20 protein-coding genes are annotated in these 19,177 nt (G+C 70.4%); 1 reads left to right on the top strand and 19 read right to left on the bottom strand.

From position 1 onward, the window contains the following. Positions 1-4: 4 nt before the first annotated feature. Positions 5-982, bottom strand: coding sequence for an aspartate carbamoyltransferase catalytic subunit (locus HNR57_RS20840; RefSeq protein WP_184561578.1), 978 nt, complete (start codon positions 980-982; stop codon positions 5-7). A gap of 104 nt (positions 983-1,086) precedes the next feature. Then, on the bottom strand, positions 1,087-1,653 hold the full coding sequence (gene pyrR / locus HNR57_RS20845; protein ID WP_184561580.1) for a bifunctional pyr operon transcriptional regulator/uracil phosphoribosyltransferase PyrR: 567 nt from the start codon (positions 1,651-1,653) through the stop codon (positions 1,087-1,089). Between the two features lie 266 nt (positions 1,654-1,919). Between pyrR and bldD the strand changes: the two genes are divergently transcribed. Continuing rightward, positions 1,920-2,423, top strand: coding sequence for a transcriptional regulator BldD (gene bldD, locus HNR57_RS20850; RefSeq protein ID WP_018570201.1), 504 nt, complete (start codon positions 1,920-1,922; stop codon positions 2,421-2,423). 182 nt (positions 2,424-2,605) lie between these two features. Here bldD and nusB read toward each other — a convergent pair whose 3' ends face one another. From nusB to HNR57_RS20935, 17 genes are all read right to left on the bottom strand, one after another. Continuing rightward, positions 2,606-3,040, bottom strand: coding sequence for a transcription antitermination factor NusB (gene nusB / locus HNR57_RS20855; protein WP_184561582.1), 435 nt, complete (start codon positions 3,038-3,040; stop codon positions 2,606-2,608). 2 nt (positions 3,041-3,042) lie between these two features. Next, the gene (gene efp / locus HNR57_RS20860; protein ID WP_031138970.1) at positions 3,043-3,609 is read right to left on the bottom strand and encodes an elongation factor P; all 567 of its coding nucleotides are present in this window, start codon (positions 3,607-3,609) and stop codon (positions 3,043-3,045) included. A gap of 53 nt (positions 3,610-3,662) precedes the next feature. Continuing rightward, on the bottom strand, positions 3,663-4,778 hold the full coding sequence (locus tag HNR57_RS20865) for an aminopeptidase P family protein (protein ID WP_184561584.1): 1,116 nt from the start codon (positions 4,776-4,778) through the stop codon (positions 3,663-3,665). A gap of 159 nt (positions 4,779-4,937) precedes the next feature. Further along, positions 4,938-5,789: a Pro-rich N-terminal domain-containing protein gene (locus tag HNR57_RS20870; protein WP_184561586.1), complete on the bottom strand. Its 852-nt coding sequence runs from the start codon at positions 5,787-5,789 to the stop codon at positions 4,938-4,940. 164 nt (positions 5,790-5,953) lie between these two features. Continuing rightward, positions 5,954-7,045, bottom strand: coding sequence for a 3-dehydroquinate synthase (gene aroB / locus HNR57_RS20875; protein WP_184561588.1), 1,092 nt, complete (start codon positions 7,043-7,045; stop codon positions 5,954-5,956). After that, the gene (locus tag HNR57_RS20880) at positions 7,042-7,557 is read right to left on the bottom strand and encodes a shikimate kinase (protein WP_184561590.1); all 516 of its coding nucleotides are present in this window, start codon (positions 7,555-7,557) and stop codon (positions 7,042-7,044) included. The genes aroB and HNR57_RS20880 overlap by 4 nt, the downstream gene beginning before the upstream one ends. Next, positions 7,554-8,738 (bottom strand): chorismate synthase, encoded by a 1,185-nt coding sequence (gene aroC, locus HNR57_RS20885; protein ID WP_184561592.1) that lies wholly within the window; start codon positions 8,736-8,738, stop codon positions 7,554-7,556. The genes HNR57_RS20880 and aroC overlap by 4 nt, the downstream gene beginning before the upstream one ends. A gap of 142 nt (positions 8,739-8,880) precedes the next feature. Beyond that, on the bottom strand, positions 8,881-9,246 hold the full coding sequence (locus tag HNR57_RS20890; protein ID WP_184561594.1) for a hypothetical protein: 366 nt from the start codon (positions 9,244-9,246) through the stop codon (positions 8,881-8,883). Positions 9,247-9,297: 51 nt separating this feature from the next. Beyond that, on the bottom strand, positions 9,298-10,125 hold the full coding sequence (locus tag HNR57_RS20895; protein WP_184561596.1) for a shikimate dehydrogenase: 828 nt from the start codon (positions 10,123-10,125) through the stop codon (positions 9,298-9,300). 11 nt (positions 10,126-10,136) lie between these two features. Further along, positions 10,137-11,864 carry an endolytic transglycosylase MltG gene (gene mltG / locus HNR57_RS20900; RefSeq protein ID WP_184561598.1) on the bottom strand — a complete coding sequence of 576 codons (1,728 nt, stop codon included), beginning with the start codon at positions 11,862-11,864 and terminating at the stop codon, positions 10,137-10,139. A 121-nt stretch (positions 11,865-11,985) separates the two neighbouring features. Continuing rightward, positions 11,986-12,450 carry a Holliday junction resolvase RuvX gene (gene ruvX, locus HNR57_RS20905; RefSeq protein ID WP_184561600.1) on the bottom strand — a complete coding sequence of 155 codons (465 nt, stop codon included), beginning with the start codon at positions 12,448-12,450 and terminating at the stop codon, positions 11,986-11,988. A gap of 17 nt (positions 12,451-12,467) precedes the next feature. Continuing rightward, a complete protein-coding gene (alaS, locus tag HNR57_RS20910) occupies positions 12,468-15,140 on the bottom strand; it encodes an alanine--tRNA ligase (protein WP_184561602.1) in 2,673 nt (890 codons plus the stop codon). Beyond that, the gene (locus HNR57_RS20915) at positions 15,140-15,493 is read right to left on the bottom strand and encodes a hypothetical protein (protein WP_184561604.1); all 354 of its coding nucleotides are present in this window, start codon (positions 15,491-15,493) and stop codon (positions 15,140-15,142) included. The genes alaS and HNR57_RS20915 overlap by 1 nt, the downstream gene beginning before the upstream one ends. Positions 15,494-15,502: 9 nt before the next feature. After that, on the bottom strand, positions 15,503-15,943 hold the full coding sequence (locus HNR57_RS20920) for a DUF948 domain-containing protein (RefSeq protein ID WP_161364051.1): 441 nt from the start codon (positions 15,941-15,943) through the stop codon (positions 15,503-15,505). Positions 15,944-16,120: 177 nt separating this feature from the next. Then, entirely contained in the window at positions 16,121-16,735 is a 615-nt protein-coding gene (gene rpsD / locus HNR57_RS20925) for a 30S ribosomal protein S4 (RefSeq protein ID WP_010046470.1), read from the bottom strand. A gap of 303 nt (positions 16,736-17,038) precedes the next feature. After that, on the bottom strand, positions 17,039-18,391 hold the full coding sequence (locus tag HNR57_RS20930) for a replication-associated recombination protein A (protein ID WP_184561606.1): 1,353 nt from the start codon (positions 18,389-18,391) through the stop codon (positions 17,039-17,041). Positions 18,392-18,448: 57 nt separating this feature from the next. Then, a complete protein-coding gene (locus HNR57_RS20935) occupies positions 18,449-19,105 on the bottom strand; it encodes a vitamin K epoxide reductase family protein (protein ID WP_184561608.1) in 657 nt (218 codons plus the stop codon). Between the last annotated feature and the right edge of the window lie 72 nt (positions 19,106-19,177).

The raw sequence follows: 19,177 nt of genomic DNA on the forward strand, positions 1-19,177 counted from the left end.
TGTCTTACTTCTCCTCGGTACGGGGGTGGGTGACGGCGGGCTCGTTGCCCCCGAGCAGCAGGTACAGGACGGCCATCCGGATGGACACTCCGTTTGCGACCTGCTCGACGACGGTGCAGCGGTCGGAGTCGGCGACCTCGGCGGTGATCTCCATGCCGCGGACCATCGGGCCGGGGTGCATCACGATGGCGTGCTCGGGCATCCGCGCCATGCGGTCGCCGTCGAGGCCGTAGCGGCGGGAGTACTCGCGCTCGGTCGGGAAGAACGCGGCGTTCATGCGCTCGCGCTGGACGCGCAGCATCATCACCGCGTCGGACTTGGGCAGCGTGCTGTCGAGGTCGTAGGACACCTCGCAGGGCCAGGTCTCGATGCCGACCGGCAGCAGGGTCGGCGGGGCGACGAGGGTGACCTCGGCGCCGAGGGTGTGCAGCAGGTCGACGTTGGAGCGGGCGACCCGGCTGTGCAGGACGTCGCCGACGAGCGTGATGCGCTTGCCGTCGAGGTCCTGGCCGAGTCCGGCGTCCGGGCCGATCAGGCGGCGGCGCATGGTGAAGGCGTCGAGCAGCGCCTGCGTGGGGTGCTGGTGGGTGCCGTCGCCGGCGTTGACGACCACCGCGTCGATCCAGCCGGAGTTCGCCAGGCGGTACGGGGCTCCGGAGGCGCCGTGCCGGATGACGACGGCGTCGACGCCCATGGCCTCCAGGGTCTGGGCGGTGTCCTTCAGGGACTCGCCCTTGGAGACGCTGGAGCCCTTGGCGGTGAAGTTGATGACGTCCGCGGACAGCCGCTTCTCGGCGGCCTCGAAGGAGATCCGGGTCCGGGTGGAGTCCTCGAAGAAGAGGTTGACGATCGTGCGGCCGCGCAGGGTCGGCAGCTTCTTGATCGGCCGGTCGGCGACCCGGGCCATCTCCTCGGCGGTGTCGAGGATCAGGACGGCGTCGTCGCGGGTGAGGTCGGCGGCCGAGATGAGATGACGCTGCATCTGTCAGGCTCCGTAAGGCAGTTCATTCGGGAGATTCGGGGCAGGCGGGCGCGCCGGGGCGCGCACCGAGCCGGCGTACGACGGCGGCGTACGCCTCTGGAGCGCTACTGAGGGGCCGGCTTGGCACCGAGCAGCACGGTGTCGCGACCGTCCTCCTCGGCGAGCTGGACCTTGACCGTCTCCCGCAACGACGTGGGGAGGTTCTTGCCGACGTAGTCGGCGCGGATGGGCAGTTCGCGGTGCCCGCGGTCGACGAGGACGGCGAGCTGCACCGCGCGCGGGCGCCCGAGGTCGTTCAGCGCGTCGAGGGCGGCGCGGATGGTGCGGCCGGAGAAGAGCACGTCGTCGACGAGGACGACGAGCTTGCCGTCGAGGCCGTCACCGGGGATCTCGGTGCGGGCGAGCGCGCGCGGCGGGTGCATGCGCAGGTCGTCGCGGTACATGGTGATGTCGAGCGAGCCGCACGGGACCTTGCGCTCGGTGATCTGCTCCAGCTTGTCCGCGATCCGCCGGGCGAGGAAGACGCCCCGGGTCGGAATGCCGAGGAGCACCACGTCGTCGGCGCCCTTGGCGCGTTCGACGATCTCGTGGGCGATGCGGGTCAGCACCCGCGCGATGTCGGGCCCTTCGAGAACGGGCCGGGCATCGGACTGCGTGTCGTGCGTGTCCATACGAAACGGACCTCCTTCTCCGCCTCACGGGACGGACCTTAAAGGACGTCGGGATTGCGCCATACAAGATAGCAGGTCCCCGCTGTCGCTCCGATGGCCCCCTCGAATCACCCACTCGGCCTAACGGAACGCCGATACCACGGAAGAGCCGGTGCGGACCATTCGGCTTGACGCGGCAGAGTAACGCTGCGTAACCTCACAGTGAGTTACCAGCCGCGCGGCCTGGCACCCACGCCAGACGCGTCGACACAGTGCCGGGGAGCTATATGTCCAGCGAATACGCCAAACAGCTCGGGGCCAAGCTCCGGGCGATCCGCACCCAGCAGGGCCTTTCCCTCCACGGTGTCGAGGAGAAGTCCCAGGGACGCTGGAAGGCGGTCGTGGTCGGTTCGTACGAGCGCGGCGACCGTGCCGTGACCGTGCAGCGCCTTGCCGAGCTGGCGGATTTCTACGGCGTTCCGGTGCAGGAGCTGCTTCCGGGCACGACCCCGGGCGGGGCCGCCGAGCCGCCGCCGAAGCTGGTTCTGGACCTGGAGCGGCTGGCCACGGTGCCGGCCGAGAAGGCGGGCCCCCTTCAGCGCTACGCGGCCACGATCCAGTCGCAGCGCGGTGACTACAACGGCAAGGTGCTGTCGATCCGCCAGGACGACCTGCGCACACTGGCCGTCATCTACGACCAGTCGCCCTCCGTCCTCACGGAACAGCTGATCAGCTGGGGTGTTCTGGACGCGGACGCGCGCCGCGCGGTGGCGTCCCACGAGGAGGCCTGACCCGCTCCGCGGGCCCAGCAGAAACGTGCCGCCGGGGTGGCCGGAACCGAATGGTTCTCGGCCACCCCGGCGGCGTTCTGAGAGCCTCACGGCGCACGGCCGTACAGGACGGCCCCGAAGACGCGGGAACGCCGGAGGGCCCGCAGCAGTGATGCTGCGGGCCCTCCGGCATGCGGTCTGTCTCAGACCTCGTCGCGGCGGAGCGAGGGCTTGAGGTCCTTCAGCCGGCCGAGCAGGCCGTTCACGAACGAGGGCGACTCGTCCGTGGAGAACTCCTTCGCCAGCTGCACCATCTCGTCGAGGACGACGGCGTCCGGCGTCGCATCGACCCAGATCAGCTCGTAGGCGCCGAGCCGCAGGATGTTGCGGTCGACGACGGGCATCCGGTCCAGCGTCCAGCCGACGGAGTACTGCGCGATCAGCTCGTCGATACGCTTCGCGTGCTTCGCGTAGCCCTCGACGAGCTCCATCGTGTACTCGCTGACCGGCGGCTGCCGGGTGTCCGCCCGGGACAGCCGGACCCAGTCCGCGAGGACGGTCAGCACGTCGGCGCCGCGCTGGTCCCCCTCGAAGAGGATCTGGAAGGCGCGCTTACGGGCCGTGTTGCGGGCAGCCACGGTTAGCTGTTCACCCGGCCGAGGTAGTCGCTGGTGCGGGTGTCGACCTTGATCTTCTCACCGGTGGTGATGAAGAGCGGCACGTTGATCTGGTGGCCGGTCTCCAGAATGGCGGGCTTGGTGCCACCGGTGGAACGGTCGCCCTGGACGCCCGGCTCGGTCTCCTGGATGACGAGCTCGACGGCGGCCGGCAGCTCGACGAAGAGCACCTCGCCCTCGTGCTGCGCGACGGTGGCGGTGAAGCCCTCGATCAGGAAGTTGGCGGCGTCGCCGACGGCCTTCCTGTCGACGTGCAGCTGGTCGTAGGTCTCCATGTCCATGAAGACGAAGTACTCGCCGTCCATGTAGGAGAACTGCATGTCGCGCTTGTCGACGGTGGCCGTTTCGACCTTGACGCCGGCGTTGAAGGTCTTGTCGACGACCTTGCCGGAGAGCACGTTCTTGAGCTTGGTGCGCACGAAGGCCGGGCCCTTGCCGGGCTTGACGTGCTGGAACTCGACGACGGACCAGAGCTGGCCGCCTTCGAGCTTGAGCACCATGCCGTTCTTGAGGTCGTTCGTGGAAGCCACGGTTGCGGAATCTCCTGGACTGACGTACGACCCCGGGGCACGCGCCTGCCTGGCTACAGGGCGAGCAGCTCCTTGGTCGTGATGGTGAGTAGCTCGGGTCCGCCGTCCGCCTCGGGGCGGACGACGAGCGTGTCATCGATCCGGACGCCGCCCCGGCCCGGGAGGTGGACCCCCGGTTCGACGGTGACCGGCACGCAAGCGTCCAGTTTACCCATGGCCGCGGGGCTCAACTGAGGGTCCTCGTCGATTTCGAGCCCTACGCCGTGTCCGGTCAGGACCGTGAGGCCCTCCGTGTACCCCGCGGAGTCCAGGACCTGGCGTGCGGCGCGGTCGACGTCCCGGCAGGCGGCGCCGGGTACCAGGCTCTCACGCCCGGCCCGCTGGGCTGCGAAGACCAGGTCGTACAGCTCGATCTGCCAGTCCGCGGGAGCGGTGCCGATGACGAAGGTGCGCCCGATCTCGCAGCGGTAGCCGCGGTACGTGGCGCCGAGGCACACGGAGAGGAAGTCGCCCTCCTCCACCCGGCGGTCGGTGGGCCGGTGGCCGGGGCGGCCGGCGTTCGGGCCGGTGGCCACCGAGGTGGGGAAGGCGGGCCCGTCCGCCCCGTGATCCACGAGTCGCCGCTCCAGTTCCAGGGCGAGGTGGCGCTCGGTGCGGCCGACGAGGATCGACTCCAGGAGCTCTCCGAGGGCCTGGTCGGCGATCTCGGCGCCGATGCGCAGACAGGAGATCTCCTCCTCGTCCTTGACGACCCTGAGTTGTTCGACGGCGCTGCCGAGGCCGGCGAGACGCAGCCGGGGGGCGACCGAGCCGAGGGCCCGGTGCCGGGCCACCGTGAGGTGGTGCTCCTCCACCGCGAGTGAGTCGGCGCCCTGGCTCGCGGCGATACCCGCGGCCGCGACGGCCGGGTCACCGCCGCCTGCTCCCGGCAGGGTCTGGACGCGCAGGGCCTCGTCGGGGCGTTCCTGCGTGGGTCGGTCGGCCGTGGGTCCGGCACGGACCAGGAGGTCCTGTTCCTCGGTCCTGCCCAGCAGCAGGACGGCGCCGTGCGGGGCGGCGCCCGCGAGATAGCGCACGTTGGCGGGGCGGGAGACCAGCGCCGCCGCGCTGCCGCCCGCGTTGCAGTAATCCCTCAGACGCGTCCGGCGGGCCGCGTACACCTCTGACATGACCCGAGCGTATGAGCTCCGCCCGTTTTGCGCTGGTTGAGGAGGTCTGAGTGGGCGGTGCCTGAGATGTCCGGGTGGGGAGGGGTGCCGTTCGGGGTTGTGTGCCGTCCGCGCCTGCGTGGGGGCTTGTCGCGCAGTTCCCGCGCCCCTAAGGGGCGCTCACCATGGGGGTGGGCTGGCTATGGAGCGGGCCAGGACGTCGTCCAGGACGCGGGCCGTCTCCGGTACGTCCAGCTGGGAGTTGTCGATGATCGGCAGACCCGAGCCGTACCACCCGGCCATCCGGCCGTGGATGCGGGCGACCTCCTCGTCGGACAGTCTTCGGTTGCCCGAGCGCTCCGCGTTGCGTTCGAGGACGATGTCCAGCCCGGGCAGGAGGACGACCGGCAGCAGGCCCGGCCCGACGTGGCGCTTCCAGCCGCCGAGGCCGACGACCGGGCGGTCGGGGAAGACCGCGTCGTCGAGGATGCACGAGATGCCGTTGGCCAGAAAGTTCCGCGCGGCGAAGCCGCAGGTGCGGCGGGCCAGGCGGTACTGGGCTTCGGAGTTGTCGTTCCACCCGGACTGGGGGTCGGCGAAGCCGGAGCGGACCCACTCGCGTACGTCGTCGAGGCTGATGTGGGCCGTGGGGACCCGGCGGTGGTCCGCCCAGTACTTGGCGACGCTGGTCTTGCCCGCGCCCGCGGGGCCGATGAGCAGCACCGCGAGCGTCGTGCCGGCGGGGTCGGGTGCCGCCGCGGCGGGCGGGGCCGTCGGCATGGCGACCGGGCCGCCGGGGGGCAGCGGCACATGGCCGGTGGTCTCCGGCGCCGGCGGGGCGCAGGCCGGGGCCGGCCCGGGCGGGGGCGCCGGATATCCCGGTGCCGGGGGCGGCGGGGGCACGGGCACGGAGCCCTGGTGCGCGCCCGCGTTCGGCGGGACCGGGTGTTGCGCGGCCGGCGACCAGCCGGTGGCCGGTCCGTGCCCCGGCTGATGGGGCGGCGGCAGCGGAGAACCCACTGCGTGCTGCATCCGGTGCCACTCCGTCTCGTACAGGCGATGGGCGCTGACAGCGGGGCGGTACCCGCGTGCTACCGAACGGTACCGCCCCCGGTCGTCGATGTGTGAACGGCCGGGGGCGGCCCGAAGTGCCCGGCTCCGTAAGGTGATTTCGGGCGGAAGGAGCGACGGCGGACTTACTGCCCCACTTCGCCGTACGCGGCGAGCAGCACGGCCGGGTCGGGCCCCTCCAGGACGGTGGGCTTGGCCAGGCCGTCGAGGACGATGAAGCGCAGCAGGTTGCCGCGGGACTTCTTGTCGACCTTCATGTTCTCCAGCAGCTTGGGCCACTGGTCGTGCCGGTAGTGCAGGGGCAGTCCGACCGCTTCGAGGATGGTGCGGTGGCGGTCGGCCGTCGCGTCGTCCAGCCGGCCTGCCAGGCGCCCCAGTTCGGCGGCGAAGTGCATGCCGACCGAGACCGCCGCGCCGTGGCGCCACTTGTAGCGCTCGTTCTTCTCGATGGCGTGGCCGAGCGTGTGGCCGTAGTTGAGGATCTCGCGCAGGCCCGACTCCTTCAGGTCCGACGACACGACGTCGGCCTTGACCCGGATGGAGCGCTCGATGAGCTCGGCGGTGTGCGGGCCGGCCGGGGTGCGGGCGGCCTCGGGGTCGGACTCGATGAGGTCGAGGATGACCGGGTCGGCGATGAAACCGGCCTTGATGACCTCGGCGAGCCCGGAGACGTAGTCGTTGGCCGGCAGGGAGTCCAGCGCGGCCAGGTCGCACAGCACACCGGCGGGCGGGTGGAAGGCACCGACGAGGTTCTTGCCCTCGGCGGTGTTGATGCCGGTCTTGCCGCCGACGGCCGCGTCCACCATGGCGAGCACGGTGGTCGGGATGGCGATCCAGCGCACCCCGCGCAGCCAGGTGGCGGCCACGAACCCGGCGAGGTCCGTGGTCGCGCCGCCGCCGACGCCGACGATGACGTCCGTGCGGGTGAAGCCGGACTGGCCCAGCGCCTTCCAGCAGTAGGCGGCGACCTCGGCGGTCTTGGCCTCCTCCGCGTTGGGCACCTGGACGGCGACCGCTTCGTAGCCCTGCTCGGCCAGGTCGGCGCGCAGCGCGTCACCGGTCTCGGCCAGCGCCTCGGGGTGGAGGATCGCGACCCGCTGGGCCTTGTCGCCGATCAGCCCGCCGAGTTCGCCCAGCAGCTGCCGGCCCACCAAGACCTCGTACGGGTCGGTGCCCGCGGTGCCGCCGACCTGGATCCGCGTCACTGCCTCGCTCATGCTTCCTTCAACTCCAGTGCGTCCAGGGCGGCTTCGGTGACCTCTTCGGGCGTACGGCCATCGGTGGCGACGACGGCCGTGGCGACCTCTTCGTACAGGTGGCGGCGGGCCTCCATCAGCTCGCGCCACTGCTTGCGCGGGTTGACCGCGAGCAGGGGCCGGGCCGCGTTGAGGCCGGTGCGCTTGACCGCCTCCTCGACGTCCATCGACAGGTACGCCACGCGCTGCCCGGCGAGCAGCGCGCGTGTGTCGGCGTCGAGGATCGCGCCGCCGCCCAGGGCCAGGATGCCGTCGTGCTCGGCGAGCGCCCGCTGCACGGCCGTCTTCTCGATGGCGCGGAAGGCGGACTCCCCCTCGTCGACGAAGATCTCGGCGATGGTCCTGCCCTGCGCGGCGACGATGTCGTCGTCGGTGTCCCGGTAGGAGACGCCGAGCCGCTCGGCCAGCAGCTGCCCGACGGTGGACTTGCCGACGCCCATGGGGCCGACCAGGACGACCAGCGGGCCGCTCATCGGATGGCGAGGTTGTCGAGGTACGACGTCACGTTGCGGCGGGTCTCGGCCACCGAGTCGCCGCCGAACTTCTCCGCCACCGCGTCCGCGAGCACCAGGGCCACCATGGCCTCGGCGACGATGCCGGCCGCCGGGACCGCGGAGACGTCGGAGCGCTGGTGGTGGGCCTGTGCCGCCTCGCCGGTGGTGACGTCCACGGTCTGCAGGGCGCGCGGCACGGTCGCGATGGGCTTCATCGCGGCGCGGACGCGCAGCAGCTCGCCGGTGGTCAGACCGCCCTCGGTGCCGCCGGAGCGGCCGGAGGTGCGCCGGATGCCGTCGTCGGTCTTCACGATCTCGTCGTGCGCCTTGGAGCCGGGCACTCGCGCCAGCTCGAAGCCGTCGCCGATCTCGACGCCCTTGATCGCCTGGATGCCCATGAGGGCGCCGGCGAGCCGGGCGTCCAGCTTGCGGTCCCAGTGCACGTGCGAACCGAGGCCGACGGGCACGCCGTAGGCCAGGATCTCGACCACGCCGCCGAGGGTGTCGCCGTCCTTGTGGGCCTGGTCGATCTCGGCGACCATCGCCTTGGACGCGTCGGCGTCCAGGCAGCGCACGGGGTCCGCGTCCAGCCTCTCGACGTCGGCCGGGGTCGGGTAGACACCGCGCGGCGCCCTGGCGGCGGCGAGCTCCACGACGTGGCTGACGATCTCGACGCCGGTCGTCTCCTTGAGGTACGACCGGGCCACCGCGCCCAGCGCCACGCGGGCCGCGGTCTCACGCGCGGAGGCGCGCTCCAGGATCGGCCGGGCCTCGTCGAAGCCGTACTTCTGCATGCCCGCGAGGTCGGCGTGGCCGGGGCGCGGCCGGGTCAGCGGGGCGTTGCGGGCGAGCCCGTCGAGGATGTCCGGGTCGACCGGGTCGGCCGCCATGACCTGTTCCCACTTCGGCCACTCGGTGTTGCCGACCATGATCGCGACCGGGGAGCCGAGGGTGAGGCCGTGCCGGACGCCGCCGAGGAAGGTGACCTCGTCCCGCTCGAACTTCATCCGGGCACCGCGTCCATAGCCCAGGCGCCGCCTCGCGAGATGGTCCGCCACCATGTCCGTGGTGATCGGCACGCCGGCGGGAAGGCCCTCCAGCGTCGCGACGAGTGCGGGACCGTGGGACTCCCCCGCGGTCAGCCAGCGCAACCTGCTCAACGGTGCTCCTCAGTGCTCGCGCTCTGGTACTGCCCTGCGTACGCGCCTCGTCGCGTACGGCGACGGCGTGGCCCGGGTGCGCGGCCCGGCCCGCCGTCTCCGATCCTCCCACGCCGGAGCCGCTTGCCCGGCGGCCGGTCCATCAAGCGGACGCGTTCGCGGACGGACCGTCGGCCTGACGCTGCTGGGGCGCGTACGACCCGAGGAAGTCCGCACCGCTCGGCTGCTGCGCGGGCCGGTCCGGCTGCGGGACGGCCTGCGGGGGTGCGTACTCCCCGAGGTGGTCCGCTCCGCGCCCCTGCCCGTACTGGGCCGCCGCATGGACCGGCTGCCCGTTGCGGACGGCACGCCGGTGGGCGATCTTGCGCTTGATCTTGACGCCCCAGGACGCCACGACGGCGAGCAGGATCAGGGCGAGCACCGTGATCTGCACCCAGTCGGGCAGGAACTCGAGCAGGGACTCGAATATCTGGGACTTGACTGACGCCTGAGGCAGGCCTGCGGACATGACGGACGTTCCCCTCCCCTGTTCCGCCCCCTGCGGAACCGAGAGCGGATCTTATCGGCCGGCGAGTGCCCGCTCGCCCGCTTTTCGCATGGCGTCCAGGGGCGCCGGGGCCAGCCCCGTCATCTGCTCGACCTGGAGCACGGCCTGGTGCACCAGCAGGTCGAGACCGCTGACGACGGCACCGCCGTACGCCGACCAGCGGGCGGCCAGATCGGTCGGCCAGGGGTCGTAGAGAACGTCGAAGAGGGCTGCCGGGCGCTCCGGCACGGACCGGGCCAGGGCGTCGGTGACACCGGCCGGCGTGGTGCTGATCACAAGGGGGGCGCTCAGGGCCCGCTCGGCGTCCGCCCAGTCGGCGATGCGGACGGCCACGTCGAGCCGCTCCGCCCACTGCCGCATCTCGGCGGCCCGGGCCTCGCTGCGTACGTACACGGCGATCTCACCCGGGCAGATCCGGGACAGCGCGGCCAACGCGGAGGAGGCCGTGGCGCCGGCGCCGAGGATGGCGGCGGAGCCGGCCTCCTCGATGCCGTGCTCGCGCAGGGCGGCGACCATGCCGGGGATATCGGTGTTGTCCCCGATCCTGCGTCCGTCCTCGGTGCGGACGACGGTGTTGACGGCGTCGACAGAGGCGGCGGTCTCGCTGATCTCGTCGAGCAGCGGGATCACGGCCCGCTTCAGCGGCATGGTCAGCGAGAGCCCGGCCCACTCGGCACCGAGCGTCTCGAAGAACGCGGGCAGCCCGGCCTCGTCGACCTCGAACCTGTCGTACGTCCAGCCGGCCAGGCCCAACTCCTGGTAGGCGGTGCGGTGCAGGACCGGGGAGAGGGAGTGGGCGATCGGGGAGCCGAGTACGGCGGCCCGGCGTGGTGCGGCCATCAGGGTCTTCCTCAGTTGTTCCGCGAGGCGTTGAACTGGTCGACCAGCTTCTGGTGTTCGGCGTTCGTCTTCGTGAACTTGCTGGTCTTGCCGTCGAGCGAGATGAAGTAGTACCAGCCGTCGTCCGTCGGCTTGAGGGCGCCCTTGATGGCGTCCTCGCCCGGGTTGTCGATCGGACCGGGCGGCAAGCCCTTGTGGAAGTACGTGTTGTACGGGTTGTCGTAGTTCCGCAGTTCGCTCAGGCTCAGGTCGATCTTGCTCTGGTTCTTGATGTAGTTGTAGGTGGAGTCGAACTCCAGCATGCCGTTGGTCTGCGGGTTGCCGGGCTTCATCCGGTTGTAGACGACCTCGGCCATCTTGCGGAAGTCGCTGTGGCTCGTCCCCTCGGCCTGGACCAGGCTGGCGATGGTGACCAGCTGCCACGGGTCCTCGAGTCCGAGGCTCGCGGCCTTCTTCTCGACGCCGAACTTCTCGTACGTCGCGGTGGCCCGCTTGACCATCTGCTTCAGGACGGCCTCAGGCTTCTGCCCCTCGCTCACGCCGTAGCTGGAGGGGTAGAGGAAGCCCTCCAACGGGTCCTTGACGTCGGCGTGGTTCTGCGCCCAGGCGGGCAGACCGAGCTGCTTGTAGTCCTTCTTGGCCACGGCGGCGGTGGTGCCCGCCTTGACCTTGAGGCGCTTGTCGATGAGCCGGTAGATGTCGGCGTTGCGACGGCCCTCGGCGATGATCAGGTTGTCGCGGCTCTTCGGACTGAGCATCAGTTCGACCGCACTCGCGGCCGACATTTGCTTCTGCAGCGTGTAGACGCCGTCTTGGATGCCCTTGCCGTTCGGGTTGTCCTCCTGGGCGGCGACGAACGCGTCGACGCTCTTGACGACCCCCGCGCTCTTCAGCACCTGGCCGATCTTGTAGCCGAGCGCTCCCTCGGGGATCTCGACGGACACCTGCTGCCCGTTGCCGTCACCCGCGAAGTCCGGGGCGTCGCCGAAACGATCCTGGTAGAACTGGTAGCCGAAGTAGCCGACACCGGCCAGACCGCCGCCGAGGATCACGACCACCAGCAGGCAGGCCATGCCGTTGCGGCGCTTCTTCGGTTTGCCGCCGCCGCGCCCTCGCTTGTCGTCGCGCCCGCGGCGCTCCCCCGGCTCGTCGCCGTCGTCATCGTCATCGCCCGCGAAGAAGGCGTGTTCGCCCTGATCGGGGCCGGGATCCCAGTCGGTCACCGCTTCCTGGGCGGGCTCCTGAGCGGGTGCGACCCCTCGCCGGCCGGGCGGCTCCGGGGGCGGATACGCGTCGGGGGTGCCGTAGTAGTCCTGCTGTCCCCCGCCGTACGCACCGGCCTGCTGCCCATAGGGGTCCGCCGGGTCACCGGGGTAGGAGACCTGCTGGTGTGGGTCGTTGACCCAGCCGCCGGTGTCGTACTGCTGCTGGTGGTAGCCCTGGCCCTGCTGGTGTCCGGGGTCCTGCTGGCCGGGGTACTGCTGGTGGCCGTGGGCCTGTGCCGCGTAGTGCTGGTCGTACGGGTACTGCTGCTGTGCCTGACCGTATCCGGCCTGGTCACCGGTGCCCCAGTCGCCGTACTGCGGCTGCTGCGGCTGCTGCGGATGGTGCTGCGGCTGGCCGCCGTAGGGGGGCTGCTGACCCTGATGGGCCTGCTGCCCGTCCCATCCGCCGTCCCCGTACAACGGGTCCTCCGGATGCCACGGTTCGGAGCCTTGGCCCCGGCCATACTCAGTCATCGATCCCCTAGAGCCGCGAGGCGGCGGTCGCGCGGCTTCCGGCCCGGCTCCCGTCCCGCCTCTTGCTGTGCGGCGGCTGTTCGAATGCCGCCGCATCGCGCGGAACGTTACCGTATCGCGATCAGATGACCACTTCGACGCCTTCGCCGGGTGCTTTACCTGACACCCGTTCGGATTCGAGGGCCTGTTGCAGGATGATCACGGCCGCTGCCTGGTCGATGACGGACCGGCCCTTCTTGGATTTCACGCCCGAGGCGCGCAGTCCCTGGCTGGCCGTCACCGTCGTCATGCGTTCGTCGACGAGTCTCACCGGAACCGGTGAGATCATGCGGGCCAGTTCCTGGGTGAAGCCCCGGACCTTGACCGCCGCCGGGCCCTCCCCGCCCTTGAGCGAACGCGGGAGACCGACCACGACCTCCAGCGGCTCGTACTCCTCGACGAGTTGCTTCAACCGTCGCTGAGCTGCGGGGACATCACGCCCCGGGACCGTCTCCACCGGGGTGGCGAGGATCCCGTCGGGGTCGCACGAGGCGACCCCGATGCGGGCGTCCCCGACGTCGATCGCGAGTCGACGTCCTCTGCGCATGCTGTCCGACCCGTCTCTTACTTGGCCGTCTCGGTGACCAGACGCTCCACGGCGTCCACGGCGTCACCGATGGCGGCCGGGTTCTGGCCACCGCCCTGGGCGACGTCCGGCTTGCCGCCACCGCCGCCACCGAGGGTCTTGGCGGCCGTACGGACCAGTTCGCCGGCCTTCAGGCCGCGCTCGCGGGCGGCCTCGTTGGTGGCGATGACCGTCAGCGGCTTGCCGTTCGCCACCGTGAACAGGGCGACGACGGCGGCCCGCCCGCCCTGGATGCGTCCGCGCACGTCGAGGACCAGCTTGCGCAGGTCGTCGGCGGTCGTGCCGTCGGGAACCTGACCGGTCACGACAGCAACGCCACGGATGTCCTTGGCGGACTCGGCGAGACCGGCGGCGGCCTGGAGGACCTTCTCGGCGCGGAACTTCTCGATCTCCTTCTCGGCGTCCTTCAGCTTGCCAAGCATGGCGGAGACCTTCTCCGGGAGCTCCTCCGGACGGCCCTTGATCAGCTCCTGGAGCTGGGCGACGACCGTGTGCTCGCGGGCGAGGAAGTTGTAGGCGTCCACGCCGACGAGGGCCTCGATCCGGCGCACACCGGAGCCGATGGAGGATTCGCCGAGCAGCTTGACCAGACCGAGCTGGGCGGTGTTGTGCACGTGGGTGCCGCCGCACAGCTCCTTGGAGAAGTCGCCGATGGTGACCACGCGGACGCGCTCGCCGTACTTCTCGCCGAACTCGGCGATGGCGCCCTGCTTCTTGGCCTCGTCGATGCCCATGACGTCGGCGCGGACGTCGAGGTCGCGGGCGAGCACCTCGTTGATCTTCTGCTCGACGTCGGTCATCACGGCCGTCGGTACGGCGGACGGGGAGCCGAAGTCGAAGCGGAAGCGGCCGGGCTGGTTCTCGGATCCGGCCTGGGCGGCCGTGGGGCCGAGGGCGTCGCGCAGGGCCTGGTGGGTCAGGTGGGTGGCCGAGTGGGCGCGGGCGATGGCCTTGCGGCGGCGGTCGTCGATCGAGGCGTGGGCCTTGGCGCCGACGGTGACCTCGCCGACCTGGACGACGCCCTTGTGGACGTAGACGCCCGGGACCGGCTTCTGGCAGTCGCGGATCTCGATGACGGCACCGGTGTCGACCTTGATGCGGCCGGTGTCGCCGATCTGACCGCCGCCCTCGGCGTAGAAGGGGGTGCGGTCGAGGACGATCTCGACCTCGTCGCCCTCGGTGGCGGCCGGGGAGGAGGCGCCGTCGACGAGGATGCCGACGATCGTGGACTCGCTCTCGGTGTCGGTGTAGCCGATGAAGTCGGTGGCACCGGCCTGGTCGGCGATCTCGCGGTAGGCGCCGGCGCCGGCGTGCCCGGTCTTCTTGGCCTGGGCGTCGGCCTTGGCGCGCTCCCGCTGCTCCTTCATCAGGCGGCGAAAGCCGTCCTCGTCCACGGAGAGGCCCTGCTCGGCGGCCATCTCCAGGGTGAGGTCGATCGGGAAGCCCCAGGTGTCGTGGAGCAGGAAGGCCTTGTCGCCGGGCAGGACGGTGCCGCCGGCGGCCTTGGTGTCGGTGACGGCCGTGTCGAGGATGTTGGTGCCGGCCTTCAGCGTCTTGAGGAAGGCGTTCTCCTCGGCGAGGGCGACCTTCTCGATGCGCTCGCGGTCGGTGATGAGCTCGGGGTACTGCTGGCCCATCATGCCGATCACGGTGTCGATCAGGTCCTTGACGACCGGACCGGTGGCGCCGAGCAGGCGCATGTTGCGGATGGCTCGGCGCATGATGCGGCGCAGCACGTAACCGCGGCCCTCGTTGCCGGGGGTGACGCCGTCTCCGATGAGCATCACAGAGGTGCGCATGTGGTCGGTGACCACGCGCAGGGAGACGTCCGAGCCGTGGGCGTCGCCGTAGCGGACGCCGGTGAGCTCGGTGGCCTTGTTGATGACGGCCATCGAGGTGTCGATCTCGTACATGTTCTGCACGCCCTGCAGAATCATGGCGAGGCGCTCGAGACCGAGGCCGGTGTCGATGTTCTTGCTGGGCAGTTCGCCGAGGATCTCGAAGTTGTCCTTGCCGATGCCCTCGCCCCGCTCGTACTGCATGAAGACGAGGTTCCAGATCTCCACGTACCGCTCGTCGTTGACGGCGGGGCCGCCCTCGGCGCCGAACTCGGGGCCGCGGTCGTAGTTGATCTCGGAACACGGGCCGCAGGGGCCGGGGACGCCCATGGACCAGTAGTTGTCCTTCATGCCGAGGCGCTGGATGCGCTCCTTCGGCACGCCGACGACCTCGTGCCAGATACGCTCGGCCTCGTCGTCGTCCTTGTAGACGGTGATCCACAGGCGCTCGGGGTCGAGGCCGTAACCGCCCTTGTCCTGGGCGCCGGTGAGCAGCTCCCAGGCGAGCTTGATGGCGCCTTCCTTGAAGTAGTCGCCGAAGGAGAAGTTGCCGCACATCTGGAAGAACGTGCCGTGCCGGGTGGTCTTGCCGACCTCTTCGATGTCCGGCGTGCGCACGCACTTCTGCACGCTGGTGGCGCGGTCGAAGGGCGGCTTGACCTCACCCAGGAAGTAGGGCTTGAAGGGCACCATGCCGGCCGGGACGAGGAGCAGAGTCGGGTCGTCCGCGATGAGCGACGCCGAAGGGACGACGGTGTGACCGCGCTCCTCGAAGAAGCTCAACCAGCGGCGGCGAATCTCAGCCGACTCCATCAGTGGTCCTCATTCCGGTTGTACGGGTACGTCTGGTACGCCGAACCCTCGACGTACTTCGGGTTGTTGCGGTTCTCGATGGCGGCGAACCGCCGGGGGCCGGGGAGTTCGGGATGCTCGTTGATCCCGAGGGCGTCGCCCAGCTCGGCCTCCCGCACGGCCATGTTGTCCCGGACGTCGAGCGCGAAGCCCACGGCACGGTCCTTGATGCGGTGACCGGCCTCGATCGCCTTGTTGCCGGCGGTTCTGGCGAGGCTCTCGGGGGTCAGCTGCTTCAGCTTGCGATTGACCTTGGTGGTGGCCCACACACCGGCGGCGACGCCCGTGGTGAACCAGAAGGTGCGGCGGAACATCGCTGGCTCTCAGTCCCTCTTGTCTCGGGCGCTGCGCCGGGTGACCGTACGGCCCACGATCACGGTACGCCTGGACGCCTTGGCGGGCACGTCCTCCTTGCGGCCGCCGAGGGCCCGGCGCACGCCGTAGCCGAAGGCCGCGACCTTGACCAGGGGGCCGCCGAAGGTGGAGGCGACGGTGGTCGACAGCGCCGAGGCGTTCGACGTGACCTCCTGGACGTCGGAGGCGATCGAGTCGACCCGGTCGATCTGCGTCTGCGCGGAGCGCACCGCCGCTGAGGCGTCGGCCAGCAGCGGGACGGCCTGGTCGGTCACGTCCGCCACGAGCTTGGTGGTCGCCTTGAGCGTCTGGGCCACCCTCGCCAGCGCGACGGCGAGGAAGGAGACCAGGATCGCCCAGAAGACGGCCACCAGGATCCCGGCAACCTCTCCACCGGACACTGTGTGCACCCGCTCCCTGAAACGTGCCTGAACATCAAAAAGTCGTGCGACGAGCCTATCGCGCCGGAGGTTGCGCTCCGTACCGGTTTCCCGCGCGGCAGCAGGGGAATCGCGAAGCCCGCCGCCTCGCCCACCCGGAGGGGTGGGGAGACGACGGGCTGAGATATACCGCGTGCCTGCCGAGGATCAGCGGGCGTAGTACTCGACGACGAGCTGCTCGTCGCAGATCACCGGGATCTCCTTGCGGTTCGGCTCACGGTCCAGGCGGAACGCCAGGGCCTTGAGGTTCACCTGGAGGTAGCGCGGGGTCTCACCGTCGGGGGCGAAGCCACCCTCACGAGCGATCGTGAAGAGGGTCTTCTCCTTGGAGCGCTCGCGAACCTGCACGACGTCGTCCGGACGGACACGGAAGGAGGGCTTGTCGACCTTCTTGCCGTTGACCGCGATGTGGCCGTGGACGACCATCTGGCGGGCCTGGTAGATCGTGCGGGCGATGCCCGAACGCAGAACCAGGGCGTCGAGACGGCGCTCCAGCTCGATGATCAGGGCCTCACCGGTCTTGCCCTGGACCTTGGAGGCACGCTCGTAGGCGCGGACGAGCTGGCGCTCGGACACGTCGTACTGCGCGCGCAGACGCTGCTTCTCGAGCAGACGGACCTTGTAGTCCGAGTTCTGCTTGCGGCCGCGGCCGTGCTCACCCGGCGGGTAGGGGCGGGCCTCGAAGTACTTGACGGCCTTCGGGGTCAGCGCGATGCCGAGGGCACGCGACTTCTTGACCTTGGGGCGGGACTGGTTCGCCACTGTCTTTTTCTCTTTCCTGGTTTCCGGCTTGTCAGGGTTGAGGGAGGTCGCATCCGCAGCCGGGGAAACCCTCCTGGGTCCTGGTGGACCCCGGTGGGCAGCCGCTCCCCTGGTCTGGGCACATACGTGCAGCACGCGAGTTGCCCACCGACCGGTTCCGTCGTGAGACGGTGGTGGTGGGCTGCCCGCGACACCGTTCGACGGTGCGCGACGCTCCTGGAGCCGGTCCGGGGACCGGGCTCCGGCCGGCTGTCCCGTTCTGACTGCACGGGACGCGGCACTCCGGACGAGTTTACAGGGTGCTCAGGACCGCTTTCGACCGAGGTTCTTCCGGGTCCACTCGACCGCGTCCGCGTAGCGGGCCTCCGCGCCGTGCCGGGTGGGCTCGTAGTACTCGCGGTCCTTGAGGGCGTCCGGGGCGTACTGCTGGGCGGCGATGCCCTCGGGCAGGTCGTGCGGGTACACGTACCCCTGGCCGTGGCCGAGCTTGGTCGCGCCCTTGTAGTGGCTGTCGCGCAGATGGGCCGGGACCGGTCCGGCGAGGCCCTTGCGCACGTCCTCCAGGGCGGCGCCGATCGCGGTGGTCGCGGCGTTGGACTTGGGTGCCAGGGCAAGGGCGATCGTGGCGTGGCTGAGGGTGAGGGCGGCCTCGGGGAAGCCGATCATGGCGACGGCCTGGGCGGCCGCGACGGCCGTCTGCAGCGCGGTCGGGTCGGCCAGGCCGATGTCCTCGCTGGCGGAGATCATCAGGCGCCGGGCGATGAACCGGGGGTCCTCGCCGGCCTCGATCATCCGGGCCAGGTAGTGCAGGGCCGCGTCGACGTCGGAGCCGCGGATGGACTTGATCAGGGCGCTGGCCACGTCGTAGTGCTGGTCGCCGTCCCGGTCGTACTTCACGGCGGCCCGGTCGACCGTCTCCTCCAGGGTCGTCAGGCCGATCTCCGCCTCGCCCTTGTCGAGGGCGGCTCCGGCGGCCGCCTCCAGGGCGGTCAGGGCACGGCGGGCGTCGCCGCCGGCGATGCGCAGGAGGTGGCTCTCGGTCTCCTCGGGGAGGGTGACGGCGCCCTTGAGGCCGCGCTCGGCGGTGAGGGCGCGCCGGATGAGGCCCCTGACGTCGTCGTCCGTGAGCGGTTCGAGGGTGAGCAGCAGCGAGCGGGACAGCAGGGGCGAGATCACCGAGAAGTACGGGTTCTCCGTCGTGGCCGCGATGAGCGTGACCCAGCGGTTCTCGACGGCCGGGAGCAGGGAGTCCTGCTGGGCCTTGCTGAAGCGGTGGATCTCGTCGAGGAAGAGGACGGTCTCCTTGCCGTAGCCGCCGGAAGCGCGGCGGGCGCCGTCGATGACCGCGCGGACCTCCTTGACGCCCGCGGTGATCGCGGACAGCTCCACGAAGCGGGCGTCGGTGGCCTTGGAGACGACGTAGGCCAGGGTGGTCTTGCCCGTGCCGGGCGGGCCCCAGAGGATCACCGAGGAGGGCCCGGCCGGACCGGAGGCCTCCCCGACCAGTCTGCGCAGGGGTGAGCCCGGCTTCAGCAGGTGCTGCTGGCCCACGACCTCGTCGAGGGTGCGCGGGCGCATCCGCACCGCCAGGGGGCTGCTGGACGGCTCCTTCTCCTGGCGTTCTTCGGCTGCGGCGGTGAACAGGTCGGGCTCCACGTCAGAAACCCTAAATCACCGCACCGACAGTCCGCCCGGGGCCCGGAACGGCCCGGATCAGCTGAGCCAGAAGTCCCACCAGCGGGTCAGGATCAGCATGCCGATGATGCCGATGTGCAGCACGGGCATGACCCACGTGAACTCGCCGAAGAAGCTCTTGAGCCAGCTCGGGGCGGGCAGGAAGCCCTTGCGGATGTTGAACGACGTCACGTACCAGAACATCAGGATCGTGGCGACCCAGGCCAGGCTGCACCACAGGCAGAGCGCGTTGATCCGGTACAGGGACTGGAACGTCAGCCAGGCGCAGAAGACGACGCCGAAGAGGCAGCCCGCGTTGAAGGTGAGCCAGTACCAGCGGGGGAAGCGGGCCCGGGCGAGCAGGGCCATGCCGACGCCGATGACGATCCCGTAGCAGACGATGCCGAGCATCGGGTTCGGGAAGCCGAAGACCGCGGCCTGCTTGCTCTCCATGACGCTGCCGCAGGAGACCACGGGGTTGAGGCTGCAGCCGGGCGTGAACGTCGTGCCCGCGACCTTGGCCTCGAGGATCTTGAACTTGTCGATCGTGATGACCCACGCGGCGAGCAGTCCGGCCGCGCCGGTGATCACCAGCAGCAGGGCCAGGGCCCGGCTGCCGCCCTCCGCGCGGGGCGCGGTCCCGGCGCGCTCCGGCTCGGACTCCGTGGAGACGTCCCTGCCTGTCGTCTTGATCATCACGCCGATTCCGTCACTCGAGACCTGAACATCTTCGGGCAGGGCCATTGTGCCGCACAGGTGCCGGTGTCC

Origin of the sequence: Streptomyces paradoxus (genome assembly GCF_014202475.1) — a bacterium.
In the GTDB taxonomy this organism is placed as follows: domain Bacteria; phylum Actinomycetota; class Actinomycetes; order Streptomycetales; family Streptomycetaceae; genus Streptomyces; species Streptomyces paradoxus.